The 24,611-nt window shown below is 31.7% G+C and carries 18 protein-coding genes and 1 riboswitch; of the genes, 15 read left to right on the plus strand and 3 right to left on the minus strand.

Annotation, left to right across the window (positions count from 1 at the left end):
- Positions 1 to 32: 32 nt before the first annotated feature.
- A riboswitch (cobalamin riboswitch) is annotated at positions 33 to 242 on the minus strand.
- Positions 243 to 669: 427 nt separating this feature from the next.
- The 3 genes from H0I27_RS01115 to H0I27_RS01125 all read right to left on the minus strand — a co-directional run bounded on the left by H0I27_RS01115 (position 670) and on the right by H0I27_RS01125 (position 3,453).
- Positions 670 to 2,241 (minus strand): S41 family peptidase, encoded by a 1,572-nt coding sequence (locus H0I27_RS01115; RefSeq protein WP_218732111.1) that lies wholly within the window; start codon positions 2,239 to 2,241, stop codon positions 670 to 672.
- On the minus strand, positions 2,231 to 2,659 hold the full coding sequence (locus H0I27_RS01120; RefSeq protein WP_165731347.1) for a dCMP deaminase family protein: 429 nt from the start codon (positions 2,657 to 2,659) through the stop codon (positions 2,231 to 2,233). The genes H0I27_RS01115 and H0I27_RS01120 overlap by 11 nt, the downstream gene beginning before the upstream one ends.
- Positions 2,660 to 2,871: 212 nt before the next feature.
- A complete protein-coding gene (locus tag H0I27_RS01125; protein ID WP_218732112.1) occupies positions 2,872 to 3,453 on the minus strand; it encodes a HupE/UreJ family protein in 582 nt (193 codons plus the stop codon).
- Between the two features lie 225 nt (positions 3,454 to 3,678).
- Here H0I27_RS01125 and nirB point away from each other — a divergent pair, with 225 nt between their 5' ends.
- From nirB to H0I27_RS01200, 15 genes are all read left to right on the plus strand, one after another.
- Positions 3,679 to 6,192 carry a nitrite reductase large subunit NirB gene (gene nirB, locus H0I27_RS01130; RefSeq protein WP_218732113.1) on the plus strand — a complete coding sequence of 838 codons (2,514 nt, stop codon included), beginning with the start codon at positions 3,679 to 3,681 and terminating at the stop codon, positions 6,190 to 6,192.
- 198 nt (positions 6,193 to 6,390) lie between these two features.
- A complete protein-coding gene (gene nirD, locus H0I27_RS01135; RefSeq protein WP_218732114.1) occupies positions 6,391 to 6,768 on the plus strand; it encodes a nitrite reductase small subunit NirD in 378 nt (125 codons plus the stop codon).
- 9 nt (positions 6,769 to 6,777) lie between these two features.
- A complete protein-coding gene (locus tag H0I27_RS01140; protein ID WP_218732115.1) occupies positions 6,778 to 7,362 on the plus strand; it encodes a DUF4202 domain-containing protein in 585 nt (194 codons plus the stop codon).
- A 17-nt stretch (positions 7,363 to 7,379) separates the two neighbouring features.
- Positions 7,380 to 9,191, plus strand: coding sequence for an ATP-binding protein (locus H0I27_RS01145; protein ID WP_218732116.1), 1,812 nt, complete (start codon positions 7,380 to 7,382; stop codon positions 9,189 to 9,191).
- 221 nt (positions 9,192 to 9,412) lie between these two features.
- Positions 9,413 to 10,072: a response regulator transcription factor gene (locus tag H0I27_RS01150; protein WP_218732117.1), complete on the plus strand. Its 660-nt coding sequence runs from the start codon at positions 9,413 to 9,415 to the stop codon at positions 10,070 to 10,072.
- 173 nt (positions 10,073 to 10,245) lie between these two features.
- On the plus strand, positions 10,246 to 11,667 hold the full coding sequence (locus H0I27_RS01155; RefSeq protein ID WP_218732118.1) for an MFS transporter: 1,422 nt from the start codon (positions 10,246 to 10,248) through the stop codon (positions 11,665 to 11,667).
- A gap of 182 nt (positions 11,668 to 11,849) precedes the next feature.
- A complete protein-coding gene (locus tag H0I27_RS01160; RefSeq protein WP_218732119.1) occupies positions 11,850 to 15,368 on the plus strand; it encodes a nitrate reductase in 3,519 nt (1,172 codons plus the stop codon).
- Positions 15,365 to 16,798, plus strand: a complete 1,434-nt coding sequence (locus H0I27_RS01165) for a rubredoxin (RefSeq protein WP_218732120.1) — start codon at positions 15,365 to 15,367, stop codon at positions 16,796 to 16,798. The genes H0I27_RS01160 and H0I27_RS01165 overlap by 4 nt, the downstream gene beginning before the upstream one ends.
- Before the next feature lie 198 nt (positions 16,799 to 16,996).
- Positions 16,997 to 17,572, plus strand: a complete 576-nt coding sequence (locus H0I27_RS01170; protein ID WP_254712786.1) for a Crp/Fnr family transcriptional regulator — start codon at positions 16,997 to 16,999, stop codon at positions 17,570 to 17,572.
- A 330-nt stretch (positions 17,573 to 17,902) separates the two neighbouring features.
- Positions 17,903 to 19,288: a CmpA/NrtA family ABC transporter substrate-binding protein gene (locus H0I27_RS01175; RefSeq protein ID WP_218732121.1), complete on the plus strand. Its 1,386-nt coding sequence runs from the start codon at positions 17,903 to 17,905 to the stop codon at positions 19,286 to 19,288.
- Between the two features lie 111 nt (positions 19,289 to 19,399).
- Complete coding sequence (locus H0I27_RS01180; protein ID WP_218732122.1) at positions 19,400 to 20,506, plus strand: ABC transporter permease; 1,107 nt, start codon at positions 19,400 to 19,402, stop codon at positions 20,504 to 20,506.
- Between the two features lie 104 nt (positions 20,507 to 20,610).
- Complete coding sequence (locus tag H0I27_RS01185) at positions 20,611 to 21,468, plus strand: ABC transporter ATP-binding protein (RefSeq protein WP_218732123.1); 858 nt, start codon at positions 20,611 to 20,613, stop codon at positions 21,466 to 21,468.
- Positions 21,468 to 22,298 carry an ABC transporter ATP-binding protein gene (locus tag H0I27_RS01190; protein WP_218732124.1) on the plus strand — a complete coding sequence of 277 codons (831 nt, stop codon included), beginning with the start codon at positions 21,468 to 21,470 and terminating at the stop codon, positions 22,296 to 22,298. The genes H0I27_RS01185 and H0I27_RS01190 overlap by 1 nt, the downstream gene beginning before the upstream one ends.
- A 129-nt stretch (positions 22,299 to 22,427) precedes the next feature.
- Complete coding sequence (locus H0I27_RS01195; protein WP_218732125.1) at positions 22,428 to 23,705, plus strand: alginate export family protein; 1,278 nt, start codon at positions 22,428 to 22,430, stop codon at positions 23,703 to 23,705.
- 184 nt (positions 23,706 to 23,889) lie between these two features.
- Complete coding sequence (locus H0I27_RS01200; protein WP_218732126.1) at positions 23,890 to 24,546, plus strand: HAD family hydrolase; 657 nt, start codon at positions 23,890 to 23,892, stop codon at positions 24,544 to 24,546.
- The last annotated feature ends 65 nt before the right edge of the window (positions 24,547 to 24,611 follow it).

Here is a 24,611-nt window from a genome sequence, read left to right on the forward strand (position 1 = left end):
TTTCTTTTTAACTTTTCTCCCGAAAGTTACAAAAGACGAATATAATTTTTGGCAGGTCTCCTGGCTTGCATTTTGTTAAAACCTTCCCGTCTTTTATAAAGACAGTGGTGTAAGAAATAACGATAATCTAAATAGACAATGCTTACAGTTGCGGGAACAGCTCAGGCTTAAAAAAACTACCTGATTCCCTTTTAATTTTAATTCAATTTATTGAATATAAAACCAAAAATTTATGATGCAAAAGTATTTCCTTTTTTCATTATAAAAAACTAATTTCAACAAATAATCTAGTGTATTTTTATGTTTTAGGAATTGCAATTTCCTTTTATAAGATAGCGAGATTTCTCAATCGCCAAAGAGCTTATTTTGAAGTGATAAAACTGAATGCAATAAAAACATACAACGTATCACTGCTAAGTATTTAGGAGCCTCATAGTAGTGATAAAACAAAACTAAACACCCAATTTGTCATTTCGACGAAAGGAGAAATCTCATAACAGTGATGCTATAACAAAAAGCAACTTTATGTGATTTCTCTCTCCGTTCGAAATGACAAAATTGAACGTAAAAAAACATACAACTTGTCACTTCGAAGTGTTGAGAAGCCTCATAGTAGTGATAACATAAATCGGAATACTGCTATTGTAAACCGTCAACTAAAACCAGAAACTACTTCTCACTTTCCAATTCCAAAACCTTCTGAATCATTTTATCATCCTGGTGCATAATTCTGTAAAAGCCAACATCGCCAAAAAGTGTGTTTGCAATAGAAGCTTTTAGGTATTTTTCTAGGCTTTTTTTGGTTGTTAAAGAAGGTTTATAAGCTTCTTTAATATCAGATAGATAACTATTAAAAACAGTTCCTTCTTTATCAAAATCAGTAATGAAAGTATCTATTGTCCATTTTTGTAGCTTTTTTCTATTGTTATCAACGTAATCAAAAGCAAAATCATTAATGGTATTAAAGTAGTAACCATTCATATAAGAAGTAGTGTCTATTGGTACAAAAACATCCGGAATAATTCCACCGCCACCATAAACAATCTTTCCTTTAGGAGTTTTATATTTAAGAGAATCTACCACTTTTATGCTGTCTTTATTAAACAATTCACCATTAGAAACCCTCTTCTGATAATCTGTATAATAATTCTTATTTCCTTTGTGGTCATAGGGTTTTTGAATAGATCTACCCGTTGGCGTATAATAACGAGCCGTTGTTAAACGCACAGCAGAACCATCACCTAAATCCATTTCTATTTGTACCAAACCTTTACCAAAAGAACGCCTTCCAATTATGGTTCCTTTATCATTATCTTGTAAAGCACCAGCTAAAATTTCTGAGGCAGAAGCAGAGTTTTCATCAATCAAAACATACAAACCACCTTTTTCGAAATCTCCTTTAGCAGTTGCAAAAGATTCATCAATTTCGTTTTTATTGTTTTTAGTAAAAACAATTAGTTTATCATCTTCTAAAAATTCATCAATAATACTATTTGCAATGTCTATAAAACCACCACCATTGCCTCTAATATCAAGAATTAAATCGGTCATTCCATCATCAATTAAGGTGTTTAACGCAGATTTAAATTCACTGTAAGTATTTCTTGCAAAACGATCTAATTTAATATAACCAACAGAATCGTTCACCATATATGCTAAATCAACACTTTTAATATTTACATTACCACGAGTTACGGAAACGGTAAAAGTAGAGTCTATACTTTTTCTATAAATTTTAAGCGCAACTTTAGTATCTGGTTTCCCTTTTAAATAACCAGGCACTTTATCTGTGTACATTTTTTTACCATACAAAGTATCTTTATTAGCCATTAAAATTCGGTCTCCTGCCTTAATTCCGGCTTTTATACTTGGTCCACCTTTTATAGGTTGAATAACGGTAATAGAATCTTCAATCATTCTAAACTGAACGCCAATTCCAACAAAATTACCTTGCATGTTTTCTGTAACCGCTTGCAGCTTTTCTTTAGGAATATAAACAGAATGCGGATCTAGTTTACCCAACATTTGCGTAATAGCTCCGTCTAAAAGACTTTCTGTATTTACAGTATCTACGTAGTCTTTTTCAATAAAATTAATAAGTTTCCTTATTTTTAGTTCTTGAGACGAGTTTTTATTTAAAGACAACATATTGGTAGCACTTCCGTTAAGTGAAAGTCCAATAAGTAAACCAAAAATAACTGCTAAAGATAAATATATAGGGAGGTTGTTTCTATTCTTCATAAGGTAAATGCATAATTTCTACGCCTGCTTTTTCTAGAAAATTGATACCAGAAGTATCCTTGTATGATTCTGCATACACAACACGTTTTATTCCTGCTTGGTGAATTAATTTGCTACACTGAGTGCATGGAGATAACGTAATATATAAGGTTGCACCCTCTGCAGATTGGGTAGAAGACGCCACTTTTAAGATGGCATTTGCCTCTGCGTGTAAAACTTCCCATTTTGTAACTCCATTACAATCTTCGCAAGAATTATCAAAACCAGTTGGTGTTCCGTTAAAGCCATCAGAAATGATCATTCTTCCTTTTACAATTAACGCACCTACTTGTTTACGTTTGCAATGAGAGAGTTTCCCCCATTCGCGAGCCATTTTTAAATAAGCCCTATCGTATTTTAATTGTTTCTTTTCAGTCATACAGAACGAAAGTAAAAAGATTTAGATAAATATGACGTTAATAATTAGACAAAATTTATTTTAAGCTGTTATGAATAATTTTTTGGGCGTTCCCTTACAGGTCGGGCTTTCCGCTACAATCTTTTTATTCATCCTTCATAAAAAGGATTTTCACTGCAATCCCTAACGCAGCTTACTTATTATCAACAGTAAAAAATCGAAAATTTTGTTGTTTACCAAAAAACTCTATCTAGCATCATTTGTATAGAGAAACCAATTACAATAGACGAGCAAACTAAAATCCAATCTCTTCTGCTAACTCTAAAAAAGTTTTGAAGTAATGTACCAACAATTAAAATACCTAAAACAATAATAATCTGAGCAGCTTCTATACCTAATGCAAATTCTATTAGCGGAAACAATTTATTTTCTTCTTTACCAACCATCATTTTAAAATAGTTAGAAAACCCTAAACCGTGAATTAAACCAAAAAACAAAGCAAATATTAAGTTGATGTTTTGTTTACCAGAAGCAGTGTTTTTAGCTGTAAAAACATTAATAGCTCCAGTTATAAAAATGGTTACCGGAATTAAATATTCAATAATATCTATTCTAATTTTTAGAATTCCGTAGGCAGATAATGCCAAAGTAACAGAATGACCAATTGTAAATAAGGTTACTAACCATAAAACTTTTCTCCATTGTTTAAAGCTAAATACAACAGCTAGTACAATCAAAAATAAAATATGATCGTAAGCAGATAAATCTAACACATGGTTTAAACCCATTTTAAAATACAGTAAAAAATCGTCCATTAATAAAAATAATTAAGTGTGAATGGTAAAGATATTAAAAACAGTAATTGGATAAAAGCTTAAATACACTATTAACAATTCTAATTACTAAATTTTAAATAAAATCAAATTTATAAGTATTCATTCCTTTAAATCGATAATAATTTGATAAATACGTAAAGTTTATTACTTTAAATAAGTATTAATACGTAATAATACTTAGTTTTGTATTTCAAATACGTAATTATGAAAACAGTTATAGTTGTCGGAAACGGAATGGTTGGTTATAAATTTTGTGAAAAATTTGCAGCAACTCCAGAAAGTAAAGATTTTAAAATTATTGTTTTTGGTGAAGAACCAAGACCTGCTTATGATAGAGTTCATTTAAGTGAGTTTTTCGAAAACCAAGATGCAAAAGCCTTAGAAATGGCACCTGCAGAATGGTATAAAGAAAATAATATCGATTTAATTGTTGATGAAAGAGTTTCGGAAATTAATAGAAAGTCTAAACTAATTACTACGGCAAACGATAGAGAGTTTTCTTACGATTATTTAGTGTTGGCTACGGGTTCTTCTGCTTTTGTTCCGCCAATTAAAGGTGTAGAAAAAGAAGGGGTTTTTGTATACAGAACTATAGAGGATTTAGAAGGAATGTTGGCGTATGCTGCAAAACTGAAAGAGAAAAACCCAAATGCAAGAGCTGCCGTTTTAGGTGGAGGTTTATTAGGTTTAGAAGCAGGTAAGGCAGTTATGGATATGGGGTTAGAGCCTCATATTGTAGAGTTTGCCTCTAAATTAATGCCAAGACAATTAGATTCTAGAAGTAGTAACGTATTGCAAATAAAATTAGAATCTATAGGATTAAACATTCATTTGAACAAAGCAACCAATCAAATTTTAGGTGATACATGTATTACCGGAATGGAGTTTGGCGAAGACGATGTTCTAGATGTAGAAATGTTAGTAGTTTCTGCCGGAATTAGACCAAGAGATGAGTTAGGTAAAGTATCTGGTTTAGAAATGGGTGTTCGTGGGGGAATTGTAGTGGACAATAAAATGCAAACTTCCGATCCAAGTATTTTTGCTATCGGAGAAGTTGCCTTGTACAATCAAATGATTTTTGGTTTGGTGGCTCCCGGTTATGATATGGCGGGTGTTGCCGTAAATCAAATTATTGGAAATGTAGAAGAATTAATGCCTGCAGAAATTGATATGTCTACCAAATTAAAATTAATTGGTGTAGATGTAGCGAGTTTTGGAGAGCCTTTTATGCCAGCATCAAAAGGACATTCAGTTATTTTCGAAAACAAAACACAACATTTATATAAAAGAATTAACGTAAGTCTTGATGGTAAATCATTACTAGGAGGAATCTTAGTAGGCGATGCATCAGACTATAATATGTTGCATCAAGTATATTTAAACGGAATGCCAATTCCAGAAGATGCAGCACAATTAATATTACCTGCTACAGAAGGCGGCGCTTTTGGTAGTGCTTTAGATTTACCAGACGAAGCGCAAATTTGTTCTTGTGAAAACGTAAGTAAAGGTCAGATTTGTGGAGCCATAAAAGATGGTTCTTGTGAGGATTTAGCTGGCGTTATTTCATCAACAAAAGCAAGTACAAGTTGTGGTGGTTGTAAGCCAATGGTTACAGATTTGGTTAACGAAACTTTAAAATCGTTAGGTAAAACGGTTAAAAATGTAATTTGTGAACACTTTGAATATAGTCGTCAAGAATTATACGGAATTATAAAAGCTAAAAAACTGACTTCTTTTAACGAGGTTTTAGATACTTGTGGTTCTGGTCATGGTTGTGAAACTTGTAAGCCTTTGGTTTCTTCAATTTTTGCAAGTTTATATAATGACACTCCAAATAAAGAAGACGTTACCCAAGATACAAACGATAAATTTTTAGCGAATATTCAACGTAACGGAACGTATTCTGTAGTGCCTAGAATTGCAGGTGGAGAAGTAACGCCACAAGACTTAATTGTTTTAGGACAAATAGGATCGAAATATAATTTATACACAAAAATTACCGGTGGAGCGCGTATCGATTTCTTTGGTGCAGAATTAAATGATTTACCAGCAATTTGGAAAGAGTTAATTGATGCAGGTTTTGAAAGTGGTCATGCGTACGGAAAATCGTTAAGAACTGTAAAAAGTTGTGTAGGTTCTACCTGGTGTCGTTATGGTTTAGCAGAAAGTATTTCTTTTGCCATAGAATTAGAAAACAGGTATAAAGGTTTGCGTTCTCCTCATAAAATTAAAGGTGGTGTTTCTGGTTGTATTCGTGAATGTGCAGAAGCAAGAGGTAAAGATTTTGGAATTATCGCTGTAGAAGGTGGTTGGAATCTTTATGTTGGTGGAAACGGTGGTGCAACACCAAGACACGCACAGTTATTAGCAGAAAAAATAGACAACGAAACAGTTGTAAAATATTTAGATAGATACTTAATTTATTACATACAAACAGCTGCTCCATTAATGAGAACTGCTGCTTGGTTAGATAAATTAGAAGGCGGAATAGAGCAATTGAAAAAAGTGGTTATCGATGATAGTTTAAATATTGTGGGTGATTTAGAAAAAGAAATGCAATTCTTAGTAGATGCTTACGAATGTGAGTGGAAACAAGCCATCGCAAACGAAGAAACTAAAAAACGTTTTAATCATTTTGTAAATTCAGATGATAGAGATGATAACTTAGTGTTTGTGCCTTTACGTGATCAGAAAATGCCTGAACTTTGGAAAAATTAATTTTACCAGTATAAATCATAACGTACAGTTTTGTCATTTCTAAGTAAGGAGAAATCACGTAAAGGTGCTCAACATTATGTGTTCACTGTAATGCGACTTCTCTTAAAATCGAAGTGACAGAACGTTTTAAAATAACATTTTAAATCTCAATTATTTTCAATAAGACTACTTAGTTGATCAGAAATAACAAATATAATTATGGATACATTACTTTTAAAATACAAAACAGTAAAAGAAGCAGATGTAAAAGTTTGGTTTAAAGCAGCTCCTATTAGTGCATTTCCAAAAGATGGTGGAGCATGTGTAAAATATAAAGATTTACAAATTGCAGTTTTCAATTTTTCTAGGTTAGATAAATGGTATGCTTGCCAGAATTTATCACCAGAAAAACAAGAAAATGTATTGTCTAGAGGTATGTTGGGCGATCATAAAGGGGTTCCTAAAATTGCATGTCCGTTGCATAAAAAAACATTTTCGTTAGAAACGGGAGAAAACTTAAATGCAGATTTAGCACCTATCGCTGTATATCCTATTAAGATTGAAGCAGAAAATGTGTATATTGGCTTTTCAGAATAAACAAAAAAGATGAAGCCAACAAGATTTGAAACTGCCATTGCATTAATAGATAAAAAAAACGCTGAAGATCCAAATAACTACCAAGTTTCTGGATTAGAGTATCCTAAAGAATTATTATATTCTCAAAGGATGACAAGAAAGTTACTTCAGTTTGATCCTAATGCATCAAAGGCACTTCAAATTTCGGCAAGAGCACAACATATTTGTCGTTGGAAAATTGGTAGAAAAGAATATCCGATGGATAGAGTTGGGTATTTAAAATGGCGTGAAGAATTAAAAAAGATGCACGCAAATACTACTGGAGAAATCTTAGAACAAGTTGGTTTTGATGAACAGTTTGTAGACAGGGTTCAGAAGATTATCTTAAAAAAACTAATCAAGAAAAACGAAGAAGCTCAAACCTTAGAAGATGTTATTTGTTTGGTTTTTCTAGATTATTATTTTGATGAATTTGCAGCAAAACATACCGATGAAAAAATTATCGATATTTTAAAGAAAACGTGGGTGAAAATGTCTGATAATGGACATGAAGCAGCGTTAAAAATTCCATTTTCAGAAAAAAGTTTGGCATTGGTAAAACAAGCTATCTCATAAATAAAATGTAATTTAACATGACTAAAAACGGCAATTCATTAGACCAAAGAACGTTTGATAAATTAAGCCGTTTATACGTTATTGCATTAAGTACCATTGCACTTTCTGTTATTATTAGTCAAGTTTTAGTTCATAATCACTTAGAAAGTCAAAAAAGTGATTCTACCGTAATTAATGTGGCTGGTAGACAACGAATGTTGAGTCAAAAATTAACCAAAGAAATTGTTTCTCTTTCTGATTATTCTGATAAAAAAAATAGACTTCTACTTAAGAACAAAATTTCAGAAACCCTTTACCTGTGGCAGTTATCTCATCATGCGCTTCAAAAAGGAAATGATAGTTTAGGGCTTCCTGAACATAATAGCGATAAAATTAAGAGTGAATTTAAAGCAATAAATCCTGTTTTTAATACTATTGAAAAATCAGCTAAATCAATTGTAAAAAAAATATCACAAAATCCTACCATTCCTATTGATGAGTTAACATCAGAAGTTAAAAAAGTAATCCATAATGAAGGTTCTTTTTTATTGATGATGGATGAAATTGTAAATCAATACAATGTAGAAGCTGATAAAAAAATAGCTTGGTTAAAAAAATTGGAATTCCTATTAATGACTTTTACGTTAATAATACTTTTAGGTGAATTTTTATTTATTTTTTGGCCAACAGCAAAATCGGTAAAAGCAACACTTTCAGAGTTATTATCCGCAGAAAAAAGAGCTAAAAAAATGGCTTTTGATGCCGATGAGCTAAGTCTTTCTAAAGAAAAATCTATAAAAGAATTACGTGCGTTTAGCCATGCAATAGATGAAACGTTGTTATTTGCAAGGGTTTCGCCAAGCGGAAACTTAATTCATATAGGAAATAAATTTTCTCGTTTGTTTAGATTATCAAACTTAAAGAATGAAGTGTTGTTTTGGAATGTTTTATCTAATAATGAAAATGAACAATTAGTAATTGAAAATTTAATTAATAAATATAAAAAAATAGGTTGGCAAGGAGAGGTAAAAGCAACCATAAAAGGAGGTGTTGATATTTGGTTAGAGATGTCTTTGGTGCCTTATAGACCTACTGAGGATAGATCTGAATTGTTAGTAATTGCTTCTGAAATTACAGATAGAAAAGCGGCTCAAATAGAAGTAGAAAGACTTACAGAAGAAAGTTTTGAAGAGAAAATGAGTCAGCAAAAGATAATCTCTAGTAAGATTATTGAAAATCAAGAAAAAGAACAAAACAGAATCGCCAAAGACGTGCATGACGGAATTGGGCAAATGTTAACAGGGTTAAAGTACAATTTAGAGAGTATCAATATGAATGATATTGAGAAAACAACTTTAAAAATAGAGCACCTAAAAGAATTAACCACAAATATTATAAAAGGAGTTAGAACAGCTACTTTTAACCTAACTCCTCCAGAATTATCAGATCACGGAATTGTGCCTGCAATTACCAAGTTAACACATGAATTAGGTAGATTGACGGGAAAAGAAATTATATTTTTTAATAAAACAGATTTTAATGAGCGTTTAGATTCTTTAATAGAAATTAATATTTACAGAATTGTACAAGAAGCAATTAATAATGCTATTAAATACGCAGATTCTTCACATATTTTAGTGTCACTTTCTCACAGTGAAAATATCTTAAGCATTAATATTGATGATGACGGAAAAGGTTTTGAACCATCAAAAGTAAAGAAAGTAAAAAATGGCGATGGAGGAATGGGAATGACTTTTATGAAAGAACGTATTAAATATATTGATGGTCGTTTATTCTTAAATTCTGAATTAGGAAAAGGAACTAGAGTTACTTTGAATATTCCTATTTAAAAGACTAAACACAAAACTTTACAAACATATTACAACACAATTTTGTCATTTCGACTTTAGGAGAAATCACATAACAGTGATCACACAAGGTCTAACAAACCTTATGTGATTTCTCACTGCGTTCGAAATGACAAAGAGTATAAATAATAAAACAGGCTACTATATAAATACGTAGTTTTACTTAAATTCCTTATTTTTGTACGTATAAAATAGTTACAATTATGATAAATGTAGTTTTAGCAGACGACCACGTTTTGGTAAGAGATGGAATAAAAGCACTTTTAGAAGATCAGACAGGAATTACGGTTATTGATGAAGCATCTAACGGAAAAGAGGCTTTAGAGGTAATTGCTAAAAACAAACCTCATGTTCTTATTGTAGATATTAGAATGCCAGAAATGAACGGAATTGAAGTGGTAGCAGAAATTACCAAAGAGAAAATAGATGTAAAAACCTTAGTGCTTTCTATGCACGATTCTGAAGAGTATGTTTTAAAATCTATACAAGCTGGTGCAGATGGTTATTTGTTAAAAGGAGCTAGTAAAGAAGAATTTTTAAAAGCGGTTAATAATGTAGCTGGTGGAGATAAGTATTTTACCGGTGATGTTTCTACCATTATCATGAATAATTTTGTAAACGGAAAAACCAGTAAAGTTATTGAAGAGCAAAAAGAAGTAAAAGTTGCTCCTTTTAAACTGACTAAAAGAGAAAGGCAAATACTTACTTTAGTTTTAGAACTAAAGAATAATAAAGATATTGCAGAAGAATTATCTATTAGCAAGCGTACTGCAGAAGTACATCGTTTTAATTTAATGAAGAAGTTAGAAGCTAAAAACTTGCAAGAATTAACAAATAAAGCCAAAGAATATCAGTTGATATAAGTAATTAGTAAGTAACTGGTTTTTTAGTCTGATTATTTTTTAACTGCAATATTATCAAATTCTTAAAATCGACACTACGTAATTATTAATCTACTAATAATTATAAAATACGTATTTTTAAAACACTTAATTAAGTATTTATACTTAGTTTTGTGTATCTAAAAATATGTATTATGATAAATCTAGCGCAAGAAAAATCTACAAAATTAAGTTTATTCGATTTTAAGAATGTTTCCACTCGTACCTTTTGGATAACATCAATATCATTCTTTTTATGCTTTTTTGCATGGTTTGGTATTGTACCTTTTATGCCAGATGTTGTAAAAGATTTAGGTTTAACTCCAGATCAAAAATGGAACTCAATTATTTTAGCAGTATCAGGAACCGTTTTTGCACGTTTACTAATTGGTAAATTATGTGATAAATACGGACCAAGATTATGTTATACTTGGTTGTTAATGTTAGGTGCAATTCCTGTTATTTTATGTGGATTGGTACAAACACCAACGCAATTTTTAGTTTGTAGATTGTTTATTGGTTTTATTGGAGCTTCCTTTGTAATTACACAAGTACATACTTCTTTAATGTTTGCACCAAATATTGTAGGAACCGCAAATGCAACTTCTGCAGGTTGGGGTAACTTAGGTGGTGGCGCAAATAGATTAGGTATGCCTTTAATTGCGGCGGCAGTTGTTGCTTTTGGTGTTGCAGACGGAGAAGCTTGGAGATATTCTATGGTAATTGCTGGTATTGTTTGTTTTGCAATGGGAATTGTATATTACTTATTTACAACAGATACTCCTAAAGGAAACTTTAGCGAATTAAAAGAAGCTGGCGAAATGATTGTTACTAAAAAAGATCAAATAGGATTTTTAGAAGTATTAAAAGATTATAGAGTTTGGATTCTTTTTGTAGTATATGCTGCAAGTTTCGGAATTGAATTAACAGTATACGGAACTATGGATGATTATCTTCAGAATACGTTTCAATTACAAAGAGTAACTGCAGGTAACATTGTGTTGTCATTTGCTTTGATGAATATTTTTGCAAGAACTTTAGGTGGTTTCTTTGGAGATAAATTTGGGAAATTAAAAGGATTGAGAGGACGTGTTTTATTCTTGTCTTTCATTTTAACCTTACAAGGAGTAATATTGATATTTTTCTCTGGAGCTACAAGTTTGGTTTTAGGAGTTGTTTTGTTGATTCTATTTAGTTTAAGTGTTCAAATGGCAGAAGGAGCAACGTTTTCTGTAGTGCCATTCATTAATAAAAAAGCCATTGGTTCTGTTTCTGGAATTGTTGGAGCAGGAGGTAATGTTGGAGCATTTTTAGCGGCAATGTTATTAAAATCTAAATCTTCACTAGCAGAAAAAGCAGCAATTGTTTCTAATGAAGGTTTAAGTGATGAGGTTGTTAAAGCAGCACAATCTGCCGCTTCTTCGAGTGCAGTTGCAAGTGGATATTTATTAATAGGTTTTGTAGTTGTAGTTACAGGTATTATTGCTTTAACTATTAAATTTTCTACAGAAGAAGAGGAAGAAGAGTCGACAGAAAATAGCGTTGAGTTAACACCAGAGTTGATACCAATTAAGTAAAAAGATAATTGTCACCCAACCTTTTATTATCTATTAAAAAGAATAACAAAATTGATTATTAATGGTTATTTTTTATTGATTTATAAATTCAACTCATCTTTTTTAAGTGTATTAAGAATAATAAAATCTAACTTTGGTTAGTAAATAATTAATATCGTATTTTGTATAAAACCTTGGTCTAAATGATTAAAAATGAAATTAAAACAACGTGTTCTTATTGTGGAGTAGGTTGCGGAATTATCGTAAAAAAAGACATTAACAACAAGGTTTTTGTTGAAGGAGATAAAGACCATCCTGTTAATAAAGGAATGTTATGTTCTAAAGGGATGAATTTGCATTATGTTGCTAATGATACTTCAGACAGAATTTTATATCCAGAAATGCGTTGGAGTCGTTCGCATCCGCGTGAGCGTGTTTCTTGGGATACGGCTTTAGATAGAGCTGCCAACGTTTTTAAATCAATCATAAAAAAACATGGTCCAGATTCTGTAGCATTTTACGTTTCCGGACAAAGTTTAACAGAAGAATATTACATTGCTAATAAACTTACAAAAGGGTTTTTAGGAACCAATAATATAGATACCAACTCGCGTTTATGCATGAGTTCTGCAGTGGTTGGTTATAAAAAAACATTCGGAGAAGATAGTGTGCCAATTTCGTATGATGATATTGAATTAGCAGATACTTTTTTAATAACAGGTGCAAACCCTGCTTGGTGTCATCCAATTTTGTTTAGACGAATTGAAAAACGTAAAGAAGAAAATCCGAAGGTAAAAGTTATTGTAATTGATCCACGTAAAACAGATTCTGCAAAATTTGCAGATTTGCATTTGCAATTAACACCAGGTACAGATGTTGTTTTATACAATGCTATTGGTAGGTGTTTGTACAAAAGTGGTTTAATTGATGAAGATTTTATTAAAAATCATACGCAAGGTTTTGATGGTTACAAAGAAATAATCTTTGGAACCACTTTAAAACAAGCTTCTAAAATTTGTGGAGTTCCTGCCAAGGAAATTCAAAAAGCTGCAGAAATGATTGGTCTTGCCAAAGGCTTTATCAGCATGTGGGCAATGGGTTTAAACCAAAGTGTAATTGGTACAGACAAAAATACATCACTTTTAAATTTATCTTTAATTACCGGTCAGGTTGGTAAACCAGGTGCAGGTCCTTTTTCATTAACAGGTCAGCCAAATGCAATGGGCGGACGAGAAGTTGGCGGAATGGCAAACTTGTTAGCGGTTCATAAAGATTTAGGAAACGAAGAACACAGAAGAGAAGTTGCACAATTTTGGGGAGTCGATAAAATATCGCCAAAACCAGGATTAACAGCAACAGAAATGTTTGATGCTTTAGAGAGCGGAAAGTTAAAAGCAGTTTGGATTGCTTGTACAAATCCGTTAGTAAGTATGCCAAATTCGCACAGAATAGAAAAAGCGATGGCAAATTCTAAGTTTGTGGTAGTACAAGAAATTTCTCATAAATCAGATACTTTACAGTTTGCAGATTTGGTTTTACCAGCTGCAGCGTGGTTAGAAAAAGAAGGTACAATGACAAATTCTGAAAGAAGAATTTCTTATTTACCAAAAGAAATTGAAGCGCCAGGAGAAGCAAGACCAGATGTAGAAATTTTCTGTGATTTTGCACAAAGAATGGGTTTTAGAGGTTTTAATTTTAATAGTGCAGAAGAAATTTATGATGAATATGCTTCTATGACCAAAGGAACAAATATTGATGTTTCTTTCTTAAATTATGATCGATTAAAAAACGAAGGTACTTTTCAGTGGCCAGTAAATGAATATAGAAGTAAAGGAACACCGCGTCTTTTTGAAGATAAAAAGTTTTATACACCTTCTCAAAAAGCAATTTTTAATGTTCCATCAACCATAGATACATCTGTAAAAACGAATGACGAGTTTCCGTTAATTTTAACCACAGGTCGTGTTAGGGATCAGTGGCATACCATGACCAAAACGGGGAAAGTAGCAAGATTAAAAACACATTATGCAAAACCTGTTTTAGAAATAAACCCTGTTGATGCATATTTAAATAAAATAAAAGACGGAGATATTACAGAGATTAAAAGTGGAAACGGAGTTGTAAGGGTACGTGCAAAAATTACCGACGAAATTAAAGAAGGCGTTGTTTTCTTGCCAATGCACTGGGGTAAAGTGTTGCAAAGTAATTTAAATAGAGCCAATAATTTAACCAACACACATGTAGATCCGGTTTCTAAAGAACCCGATTTTAAATTTACATCGGTTTCTGTATCAAAATATAAAAAACCGAAAGATAAAATTATCATTGCAGGTGCAGGAGCTGCCGCTTTTCGTTTTTTACAAAACTATAGAGATAATAATGAGGTTGATGAGATTCATGTTTTTTCTATGGAAAAGAACTTGTTTTACAACCGTGTTTTGTTGCCAGAATATATTACAGAAGAACTTTCTTGGGAGCAATTATTGAAAATAAAAAATGCTGAATTAAAGGGATTGAATATTAAAATTCACCCAGAAACAATAATAGAAAAGATTGATAAGGATGCTAAAGTTGTTACAGATTCTAACGGAGAAACGCATTCGTTTGATAAATTAATTTTAGCAACAGGAAGTAGGCCTTTTATACCTAAAGATGTACAAATAGATTTACCGGGTCGTTTTACCATGCGTAATAAAAGTGATGCAGATCGCTTTAAAAATTATTTAGATGCTACAGGTTTGCCGCCAGAAGAACAACATGTTGTAATTGTTGGTGGAGGTTTGTTAGGTTTAGAGTTGGCTGCAGCGATGAAGCACAAGAATGTAAAAATCACTATTATTCAGCGTGCATCTCGATTAATGGAACGTCAACTAGATAAAATTTCTAGTAAATTATTATCAATAAACGTACAAGAAAGAGGCATTCAAATTTATTTTGATAATGAAGTAAGTACTGTTTTTGATGATGAAGATACTGGTGAATTAACCATCAACCTAAAAAGTGGAAAATACATTAATGCCAATGCAATTGTGTATGCAATTGGTACAAGACCAAATATAGAAATTGCTAAAAATAATGGTATTATTTGCGGTAGAGGAGTAAAAGTGAATCAACATTTACAATCTTCTCATCCAGATATTTTTGCCATCGGAGAAATTGCAGAATTTAAAAACAAGTTATTTGGTATTACCTCTGCAGCAGAAGAACAAGCAGGTATTTTAGCCAACTTTATTGCAGGTGATATTAGTGAGGCTTACAATGGTTCTGTATTAATGAATATTCTAAAATTTAGCGATTTAAACTTGTGTAGTATTGGAGAAATTTCTGTTCCGGATAACGATCCAAGTTACGAGGAAATTATTTTTACAGATATTTCTAAAGGATATTATAAGAAGTGTATTGTAAAAGATGATTTACTAATTGGTGCTGTTTTAGTAGGTGACAAAAATGAATTTGCAGAGTTTAAAACCTTAATTGAAAGCAAGATTGAAATGTCTGACAAACGAGAAACCTTGTTAAGAGGCGCATCTAATGACGCACCTGTTTTAGGAAAATTAGTTTGTTCTTGTAGCCAAGTAGGAGAAGGAAATATTGAAGAAGCCATTGCTAAAGGGTGTTCTAATTTTACGGAATTATGTAACAAAACAGGCGCAGGTTTAGGGTGTGGAAGTTGTAAAACGGAAGTAAGAGAAATTTTGAACAATGCAAAAGTAACAGTATGAGCGAGCAGTTAAATAGAATCATTGTAAGAGGTGGAGTTTTATCTCCTGGAGAACTAAAATACATTTGCGAATCTGTAGAAAGTTTGGGCTTAAAAACCATTTCTTTTGGGTCTAGACAAGATATTTTATTACCTAAAAATGTAAATCAAGAAGAGTTAGCTCAATTTGATAAATTAAAAATTGTAGAAGCAAATGAAACAGGTGTAGAAAACATTGTTTCGTCTTATGTTTGTGCAGATATTTTTCCGAGTACTTCTTGGTTAACCGGAGATCGATATTTATATCTTTTAGAACAATTTAACTCAGAATCTAAATTAAAAATCAATTTAACAGATCCAAAACAACGTTTAGTTCCTTTGTTTACTGGGAATATAAATTTTATTGCTTCAGAACATGAAGATTATTGGTATTTGTATGTGAGGCTTCCAGATTGGAAAAAAACACAAATGTATCCTGCTTTAATTTATAGTTGGGATTTAGATAAGATTGAAACTGCCATAGAAAACATCCTTCAAGAAGAGCCAGAAACCATCGAAATGATTTTTGATTTGGTTAGTGATGCAATAGATACCAATAATAGAACGGTAGACATCCCTTTAGAAGTGCCTTTTTATCCTTTTCCTTATTTTGAGGGAATGAACAAAATTGGTATGGATAAATACTGGTTAGGTTTGTATTGGAGAAACAATAAATATGATATTTCTTTCTTAAAAGAAATGTGCGAATTGTGTTCTGAAAATAAGATTGGTAAAATTTCTATTACACCTTGGAAATCTTTTGTAGTTAAAGGGATTCCGAGAGAATCTAAACTGGTTTGGGAGAAGTTTTTAGGTAAGAGAGGAATTAATGTTCGCCATTCTATGCTAGAGTTAAATTGGCACATTCCAGTAGCCAATAAAGACGCTTTAAATTTAAAAAAATACTTGGTTTCTAATTTCGATCAAAATGATATTAGTACCTACGGTTTAACCTTCGGAATTACAGATTACAGTAAAGCAGCTTATTATTTTACATCAATCGTTGTTGAAAAAAATAAACAACCAGAAATGATAGGAAATTTCCAGACAAGAGATACTTATAATTTATTGTACGCTAAAAATTTCGATCCGAATACAAGGCAATATATTATGCACGTTCAAGACGTGGATAAAGTAGAATTACCAGGTTTATTAATGGAATTAAGTCAGTTGTATTTTGATCAATTAGGAAGCGAAATAGAAGCAGAAAAAGAAGCTGAGGTACAAAAAGAAACCACAGAATTAGAAGTATACCAATGCAAAGATTGTTTAACAATTTACGATGAAGCCTTTGGCGATGTTATTCAAAATATCCCTGCAGAAACCTTATTTAATGCGCTTCCAGAAAGCTATGAATGTTCGCTGTGTGAAGCTCCAAAATCTAGTTTTCAAAAAGTAGTATTGGTTAAATAAGTAACATATAGCATAAAGAATTTGATTGTAAATCCAAACATAGTATTAAAAAACTCAAGAAAAGTAATTACTGATTTTTCTTGTGCTTCTTGTATGAATACAGCTTGTTTGATAAAAAAAAACTTATCCAATTTATCCAATTCAGTTTTTGTTGAGCATAAGAAAACGCTGAAATGCAAAAAAGGACAACAATTTATTATGGAAGGCGCACCTGTAAATGGCTTGTTTTTTATTTTAAAAGGAACTGTAAAAGTTTTTAGAACCGGTATTAATGGACGTGAACAAATTGTGCGTTTTGCTAAAGAGGGAGAAATTATAGGACACAGAGGTTTTGGTACAGAAGAGTATTATTCTATTGGTTCTATTGCTTTGCAAGATACTATTTTGTGTTATTTCTCTAAAGATGATTTACAAGAAGCGTTGTTAGAAAACCCCAAGTTTGGGTATGATATGATGTTGTTTTACGCCAACGAATTAAATAAAAGCGAGTCTAAAGTGAAAACGATTTCTCAAATGACCGTTCGTGAACGCGTTATTGATACATTGTTATATATTCATAGAAAATTTGGCGATTTAAGAGGGTTTTTAAACCTGCCTTTAAGTAGAAAAGAATATGCAGATTATGCAGGAACTACAGAAGAGCAAGTGATTAGGATTTTTTCTACACTTAAAAAGGAAGGGTTGATCATTGCACAAGGAAAAAAAATTGGCATTGCTAATATTCAGAATTTAAAGAATGAAATTAGTGAACATAATTACTATTTAGATTCTTAATACTCTCGTAAATTTTATGTCTGGTCGAGCACAGTCCAGGTCTATTTTAATAAATTAATATACAAACCCTTTAGGTTTTAAAATCTAAAGGGTTTTTTACGTATAAAAATTATTCTAAAAATAAGTACGTAGAATTATACGTATATGTTTTATGTTGATTTAATGTGTTGATTAATATTGTTTTACTTTTTAAATATGTTTTATCGCAGTTTATAGTATGTTTTAAAAAGAGGTTTTAATATGTGGTTTCCCATAAGTTAGAAACCTATCTACTTATATATTTGTCAAATAAATAAGTATTAATACGTAGATTAATAAAACTTACTAAAAATGAAATCTCTATTTAAAAAATCAACTTACATTTTACCTGTAGCAATGTTATTATTTGCTTGTGGTGGTAAAGAAACTAAAAAAGCAACAACAGTTGTTGATGCAGTAGTATCAAAAACGAAAACGTTAGCAATTGAAAAACCACAATTAACATTTGGGTTTATCAAGTTAACAGATATGGCTCCTTTGGCTATTGCAAAAGAAAAAGGATTTTTCGAAGACGAAGGATTGTTTGTTTCTGTAGAAGCACAATCTAACTGGAAAAATATTTTAGATCGTGTTATTGATGGTCAATTAGACGGTTCGCACATGTTAGCGGGTCAGCCAATTGCTGCAGGAGCAGGTTTTGGTCGTCAAGCAAAATTAGTAACTGCTTTTTCTATGGATTTAAACGGAAATGCAATTACAGTTTCTAATGATGTTTGGTCTAAAATGAAACCACATGTAGCAAAAGATAAAGATGGTAAACCTGTTCATCCTATAAAAGCAGAAGCTTTAAAGCCTGTTATTACTGAATATAGAAATTCTGGTAAACCTTTTAAAATGGGAATGGTTTTTCCGGTTTCAACGCATAATTATGAAATTAGATATTGGTTGGCAGCAGCAGGAATAAACCCTGGAATGTATACCAAAGAAAACGTACAAGGACAGATTGATGCTGAGGTTTTATTATCTGTAACGCCTCCACCACAAATGCCAGCAACGTTAGAAGCAGGTACTATTCATGGATATTGTGTAGGTGAACCTTGGAATCAGCAAGCCGTTTTTAAAGGAATTGGAGTTCCGGTTGTTACAAATTATGATATCTGGAAAAACAACCCAGAGAAAGTATTTGTTATGACAGAGAAATTTGTAAACGAAAACCCAAATACAGCCATTGCAGTTACCAAAGCATTAATTAGAGCTGGTAAATGGTTAGACAAACCAGAAAATAGAAAAGAAGCTGTGCAAATTTTATCTATGTCTCAATACGTAGGTGCTCCTGTAGAAGTATTAGCAAATTCTATGACCGGTACTTTTGAGTTTGAAAAAGGAGATAAAAGAGAAATGGAAGACTTTAATGTATTCTATAAATACAATGCAACCTATCCTTTTTATTCTGATGGAATCTGGTTTTTAACACAAATGAGAAGATGGGGACAAATACCTGATGCAAAAACTGCAGATTGGTACGCAAGCACAATTAAAGATATTTACAGACCAGATATCTGGAAAAAAGCAGCAGCTCTTTTAGTTGCAGAAGGAAACATTCCTGCAGCAGATATTCCTACAACAGATGGTTACAAGCCAGCAACAGCAGATTTTATTGATGGAACAATGTACGATGCAAAAGATCCAATAGGATACATCAATAGTTTTAAAATAGGAAATAAAGATAAAAAATAATTGATTTTGTCATTACGAACGAAGTATGAGGAGGAATCTCACTATTTATAAGATTTCTCGTCGTTCGTACCTCACTCTGTCGAAATGACACTTAATAAATACATATAGATAATGAAAGCAAGTTTAACACTAGAGAAGGTTTCTAATTTTATAGGATTAGGTTTTTTTGTAACATTAAAAGATCTGTTTACTGGAAAACTAGAAAAAGAGGAATTTAAAAACTTTTTACGCAAGACAATAGTGCCACTTGCTTCCATTTTATTATTTATTGGTTTGTGGCATTTAGGAGCAAAATCTTTATATAATATAGAGGCAGAATTTAAAATAGAAAAGGCTTTAGAAGATCAGGGGCAGGTTGCGGCAGATGCTTTAAAAGCATGTATTGCTTCTGGAGAATCTAGTTGTCAGCCAAATACATTACCATCTCCTGCTCAAGTTTGGGAATCTTTCCATTCTTTATTAAGAGATCACAGAATTATTAATGCAGATAAAGCTGCTTTTATAGAAAAAACAGCTGCTTTAAATGCTAGTAGAATTGCAGAAGGAAAAGACGCAATTACGTATACAGGAAGACCATCATTTGTAGATCAAATATTTAGAAGTTTACAAACGGTATTTGCTGGGTTCTTATTAGCCTTATTAATTGCAGTTCCTTTAGGTATTTTTATAGGATTAAGTGCAACTTTAAAAAGTGCTTTTAATTGGTTTATTCAAATTTTTAAGCCAGTATCACCCGTAGTTTGGTATTTATTAGTTTTTATGATTGTAAAAACATTGTTGATAGATTCTAACGAAGATAGTTCTTTTACCATTTCATTTATTAGTGTTGGTTTCTGTTCTATGTGGGCAACATTAGTAAATACTGCTATGGGAGTTTCTTCTGTAGATAAAGATTATATAAATGTTGCAAAAGTTTTAAAATTAGGAACTTTTCAGAAGATTTTTAAAGTAATCTTACCTTCTTCTTTGCCTTTAATTTTTACAGGATTAAAGATAACATTATCAGTTGCTTGGATGGTTTTAATTGCAATTGAACTTTTGGCACAGAGTCCTGGTTTAGGGTTGTTTGTGTGGGAGGAATTCCAAAATGGAGCAAACGATTCTAATGCAAAAATTATCGTAGCCATGTTTGTAATTGGTATTATCGGTTTTTTATTAGACAGATTGATGTTAACAATTCAGAATTGGGTGTCTTTTGATAAAACAGATGCAATTTAAGATGTGTAATTGGTTAACTGTTTAATCGTGTAAACGAAAATGCAGTATTTAACAACCTACAACAGTTACACAAATAAACAGTTACACGATTAAACAATATTACAATGGCATATTTAGAACTAAATAATATTTACAAAAGTTATCATCAAGCAGATGGAGAGACAGAAGTGTTGTCTAATATCAACTTGAAAATAGAAGAAGGCGAATTTGTTGCAATTGTAGGTTTTACAGGAAGTGGAAAAACAACGTTAGTTAATTTAATTAATGGATTGATAAAACCAACAAGTGGAGAAGTGTTGTTTAAAGGAGAACCTGTGGTTGGTACAAGTCATGAACGTGGAGTTATTTTTCAAAATTATTCGTTATTGCCTTGGTTAACGGTTGGTCAGAATGTGTTTATGGCAGTAAAAGAAGCTTTTCCGAAGAAAAATAAAAAGGAACTAAATGAAATTGTTGCCAATTATGTAGAAATGGTGAGTTTAACGCCAGCAATAAATAAAAGACCAAACGAATTATCTGGAGGAATGCGTCAAAGAGTAGCGGTTGCAAGAGCTTTGGCAATGAAACCAGAAATGATAATTATGGACGAACCTCTAGGAGCTTTAGATGCTTTAACACGTGGTAATTTACAAGACGAAATCTTAAATATTTGGGGGAAAGATAAGAGAACAGCTTTGTTAATTACAAATGATGTTGATGAAGGTATTTATATGGCAGATAGAATTATTCCTTTAAGGCCTGGGCCTAATGCAACTTTAGGACCAGAATTTAAAATTGATTTAGAGCGTCCGAGAGATAAAACAGCCATGAATGACAATGAGAGTTTTAAGAAAACAAGAAATGCTATTATTGAGTATTTAATGGATATTGGAAATGAACGTAAATCTGAAGCTAAAAAGGAATATATACTTCCAGATTTAACGCCTAAAGATTTTGTGAATCAGTTTAAATTTGGAATGTAATGAGCACTATAATAAAACAAGAACCACCTAAAATTATTACGAATAACAAACCATTTCCTTCGAATGATGTAATGTTAGATTTAAAAAATCTTAAAAAAGTATATCCTACTCCAAAAGGAGATTATGTAGTTTTAGAAGATTTAAATCTGCAGATAAAAAAAGAAGAATTTGTGACTATTATTGGGCATTCTGGTTGTGGTAAAACAACAATGCTTTCTATGATTGCTGGTTTAAACCCAATTTCTGGAGGTAATATTTCTGTGTTAGGAAAACACATACAAGGTCCTGGACCAGATAGAGGTGTTATTTTTCAATCGCCTAGTTTAATGCCTTGGATGACTTCTTTACAGAATGTTTTGTTGGGAGTAAATCAGGTTTTTCCTAAAGCTACAAAAGCACAAAGAAATGATGTTGCAAAATACTATTTACAAAAAGTAGGTTTAGAAGATGCTTTTCATAAAAAAGCAAGTGAATTATCGCAAGGTATGCAACAAAGAGTAGGTATTGCAAGAGCATTTGCAATTAAACCAAAAGTATTGTTGTTAGATGAACCTTTTGGAATGTTAGATTCTTTAACAAGAGGAGAATTGCAAGACATTTTAATAGAAATCTGGAACAAAGAAAAAATAACAGCAGTAATGATTACCCACGATGTAGATGAAGCTATTTTTTTAGCAGACAGAGTGGTAATGATGACTAGCGGACCGAAAGCCAAAATTGGAGATATTTTAGATATCAATTTTGAAAGACCAAGAACTAGAAAATCTGTTTTAGAGCATGACGATTATTATACATACAGAAAGCATTTAATAGATTTTTTAGAGCATTAAAAGAGAGTAGAAGTAATTATATTTTAGAGAATTAAAAACATGAGAAATGTCATAATAAAGATGTTTTAGTCTTTTTATATTTCGAAACTTAAATAAAAACGCAATCACAACAATTAAATTAATAAAAAAATGAAAAAACAATACGTAATTTTAGGGCTAATGTTAGTATGCTTTCAATTTGCAAATGCACAATTTACATTAGATGGAGAGTTTAGACCAAGAACAGAGTATAGAAACGGATTTGGAAGTTTAATTCCGGATGCGTCAGATGCAGGTTTTGGAATTTCTACAAGAGTACGTTTAAATACCAGTTATATGACCGATAATTACTGGTTTTATGTGAGTTTACAAGATGTAATGGTTTGGGGAGAAAACAGACAAATTTTACCTTATGATCAAAACGACTCATTTGCAGTTTTTCAGGCTTGGGCAGAAATTAAGTTAGGAGAAAATACTTCAACAAAAATTGGTCGTCAAGTTTTATCTTATGATGATCAAAGAATTTTAGGAGGTTTAGATTGGGCACAACAAGGTAGAAACCACGATGCAGCTTTACTTAAATATAAAAAAGATAATTTTATGTTAGATTTTGCATTGGCATTTAACCAAGATTATTCAAATCCAACAGGTTTTCAATCTGCAGGTACTGCATATAATACAACAGGTTATTTCTCATATAAAACAATGCAAATGTTATATATGAAACAAAAGTGGAATAAATTAACAGGTAGTTTATTGTTATTAAATAATGGATTTCAAGAATTTGATGCTGTATCAGGAGAAGCAGACGGCGTAAGTAATTTACAAACTTTAGGAACCCATTTAGATTATAAATCTGGAAGCTTTGGTTTGTCTGCAAATGCTTTTTTACAGACAGGAAAACGTCAGGGAGATGTAGATGTAAAAGGAGCGTATTTAGTTGGTTTAGATGCAACGTATAAAGTAGCACCAAAAGTAAGTTTAGGATTAGGTATAGAAGCTATTAGTGGTAACGATGGTGCTACAGGAGAAACGGGAGCATTTTTCCCTTTATATGGAACAAACCATAAGTTTAATGGTTTTATGGATTATTTTTATGTGGGGAACCACGCAAATTCTGTTGGTTTAGTAGACTTACATTTAAGTGCAAACTTTACTTTAAACGATTCTTCTAGTTTAATGGTAAAAGCCCTTAATTTTAGTGGAGAACAAGATTTAGCAAGTGGAGAAAGTTCTTTAGGAACAGAGATAGATTTAGTATACAAAAAGAAATTTAAAGGTTATTCTTTAGTACTTGGGTATTCTCAAATGTTTGCAAGCGATGGTATGTACGAATTAAAAGGTGTAACTGAAGCAGCAGCGGCAAATAATCAAAACTGGGCGTGGGCAATGTTGGTAATTAAGCCTAAGTTTTTAACCGGAAAATAGAAAATAGTAAAGTAAATTACTAGTATTATAATTCCTTTTTAGTGTTAAGAATTATAACTACTACTATTTTGGATCCCTCTTTTAGAGGGATTTTTCTTTGATATAAGTTTTGTCAAATTATAATATAAGTCTTGTTGTTTTTTATATTCTAATCATGATATTATTAGTAATTTTATCAAAAAAAATGAAGTATAAAGCTGTTGTTTTCGATTTAGATGGTACGCTCGTAAATTCTATAAAAGATATTGCTGATGCAATGAATATTGTATTGGATAAACGCAAGTATCCTACTTATGATTATGAAACATATAAAACTTTTGTAGGAAGTGGAGTAAGAAGTTTAGTGGTAAAGGCACTTCCGGATGAAAACCCTAAAGATGAAGAAGTAGCAGTATGTTTGAAAGATATGATGCAGGTGTATAGCAAAATTTGTACTGATAAAACGGAACCTTACGAAGGGATCTTAGATTTATTACATCAATTGAAAGCTAAGAACATTAAAGTAAGTGTGCTTTCTAACAAAGAAGATACTTTAACTAAAAAAATAACTGCCTTTTTGTTACCAGAATTTTTGAGTCCGGTTTTAGGATTGAAAGTTGAGGTTGATAAAAAACCAAATCCGAAAGTAGCTTTGGAAATTTGTGAGGAGATACAGATAAAACCAGAAGAAACTATTTTTGTTGGTGACACAGATGTAGATATTTTAGTCGCTAAAAAAGCAAAAATGCTTCCTGTTGGTGTGTCTTGGGGTTTTAGAGATAAAAAAGGACTGATAGAAGCTGGAGCAGCGCATATTTTAGAACATCCTTTAGATTTGATGAAAATTTTAGAGCTTGTTTAGAAAATAAAAAAAATCGTCTAAATTTCTTTAGACGATTTTTTTATTAAAATTATGTTTGGCAATCT

This window comes from Polaribacter sp. HaHaR_3_91 (genome assembly GCF_019278525.1).
Classification (GTDB): domain Bacteria; phylum Bacteroidota; class Bacteroidia; order Flavobacteriales; family Flavobacteriaceae; genus Polaribacter.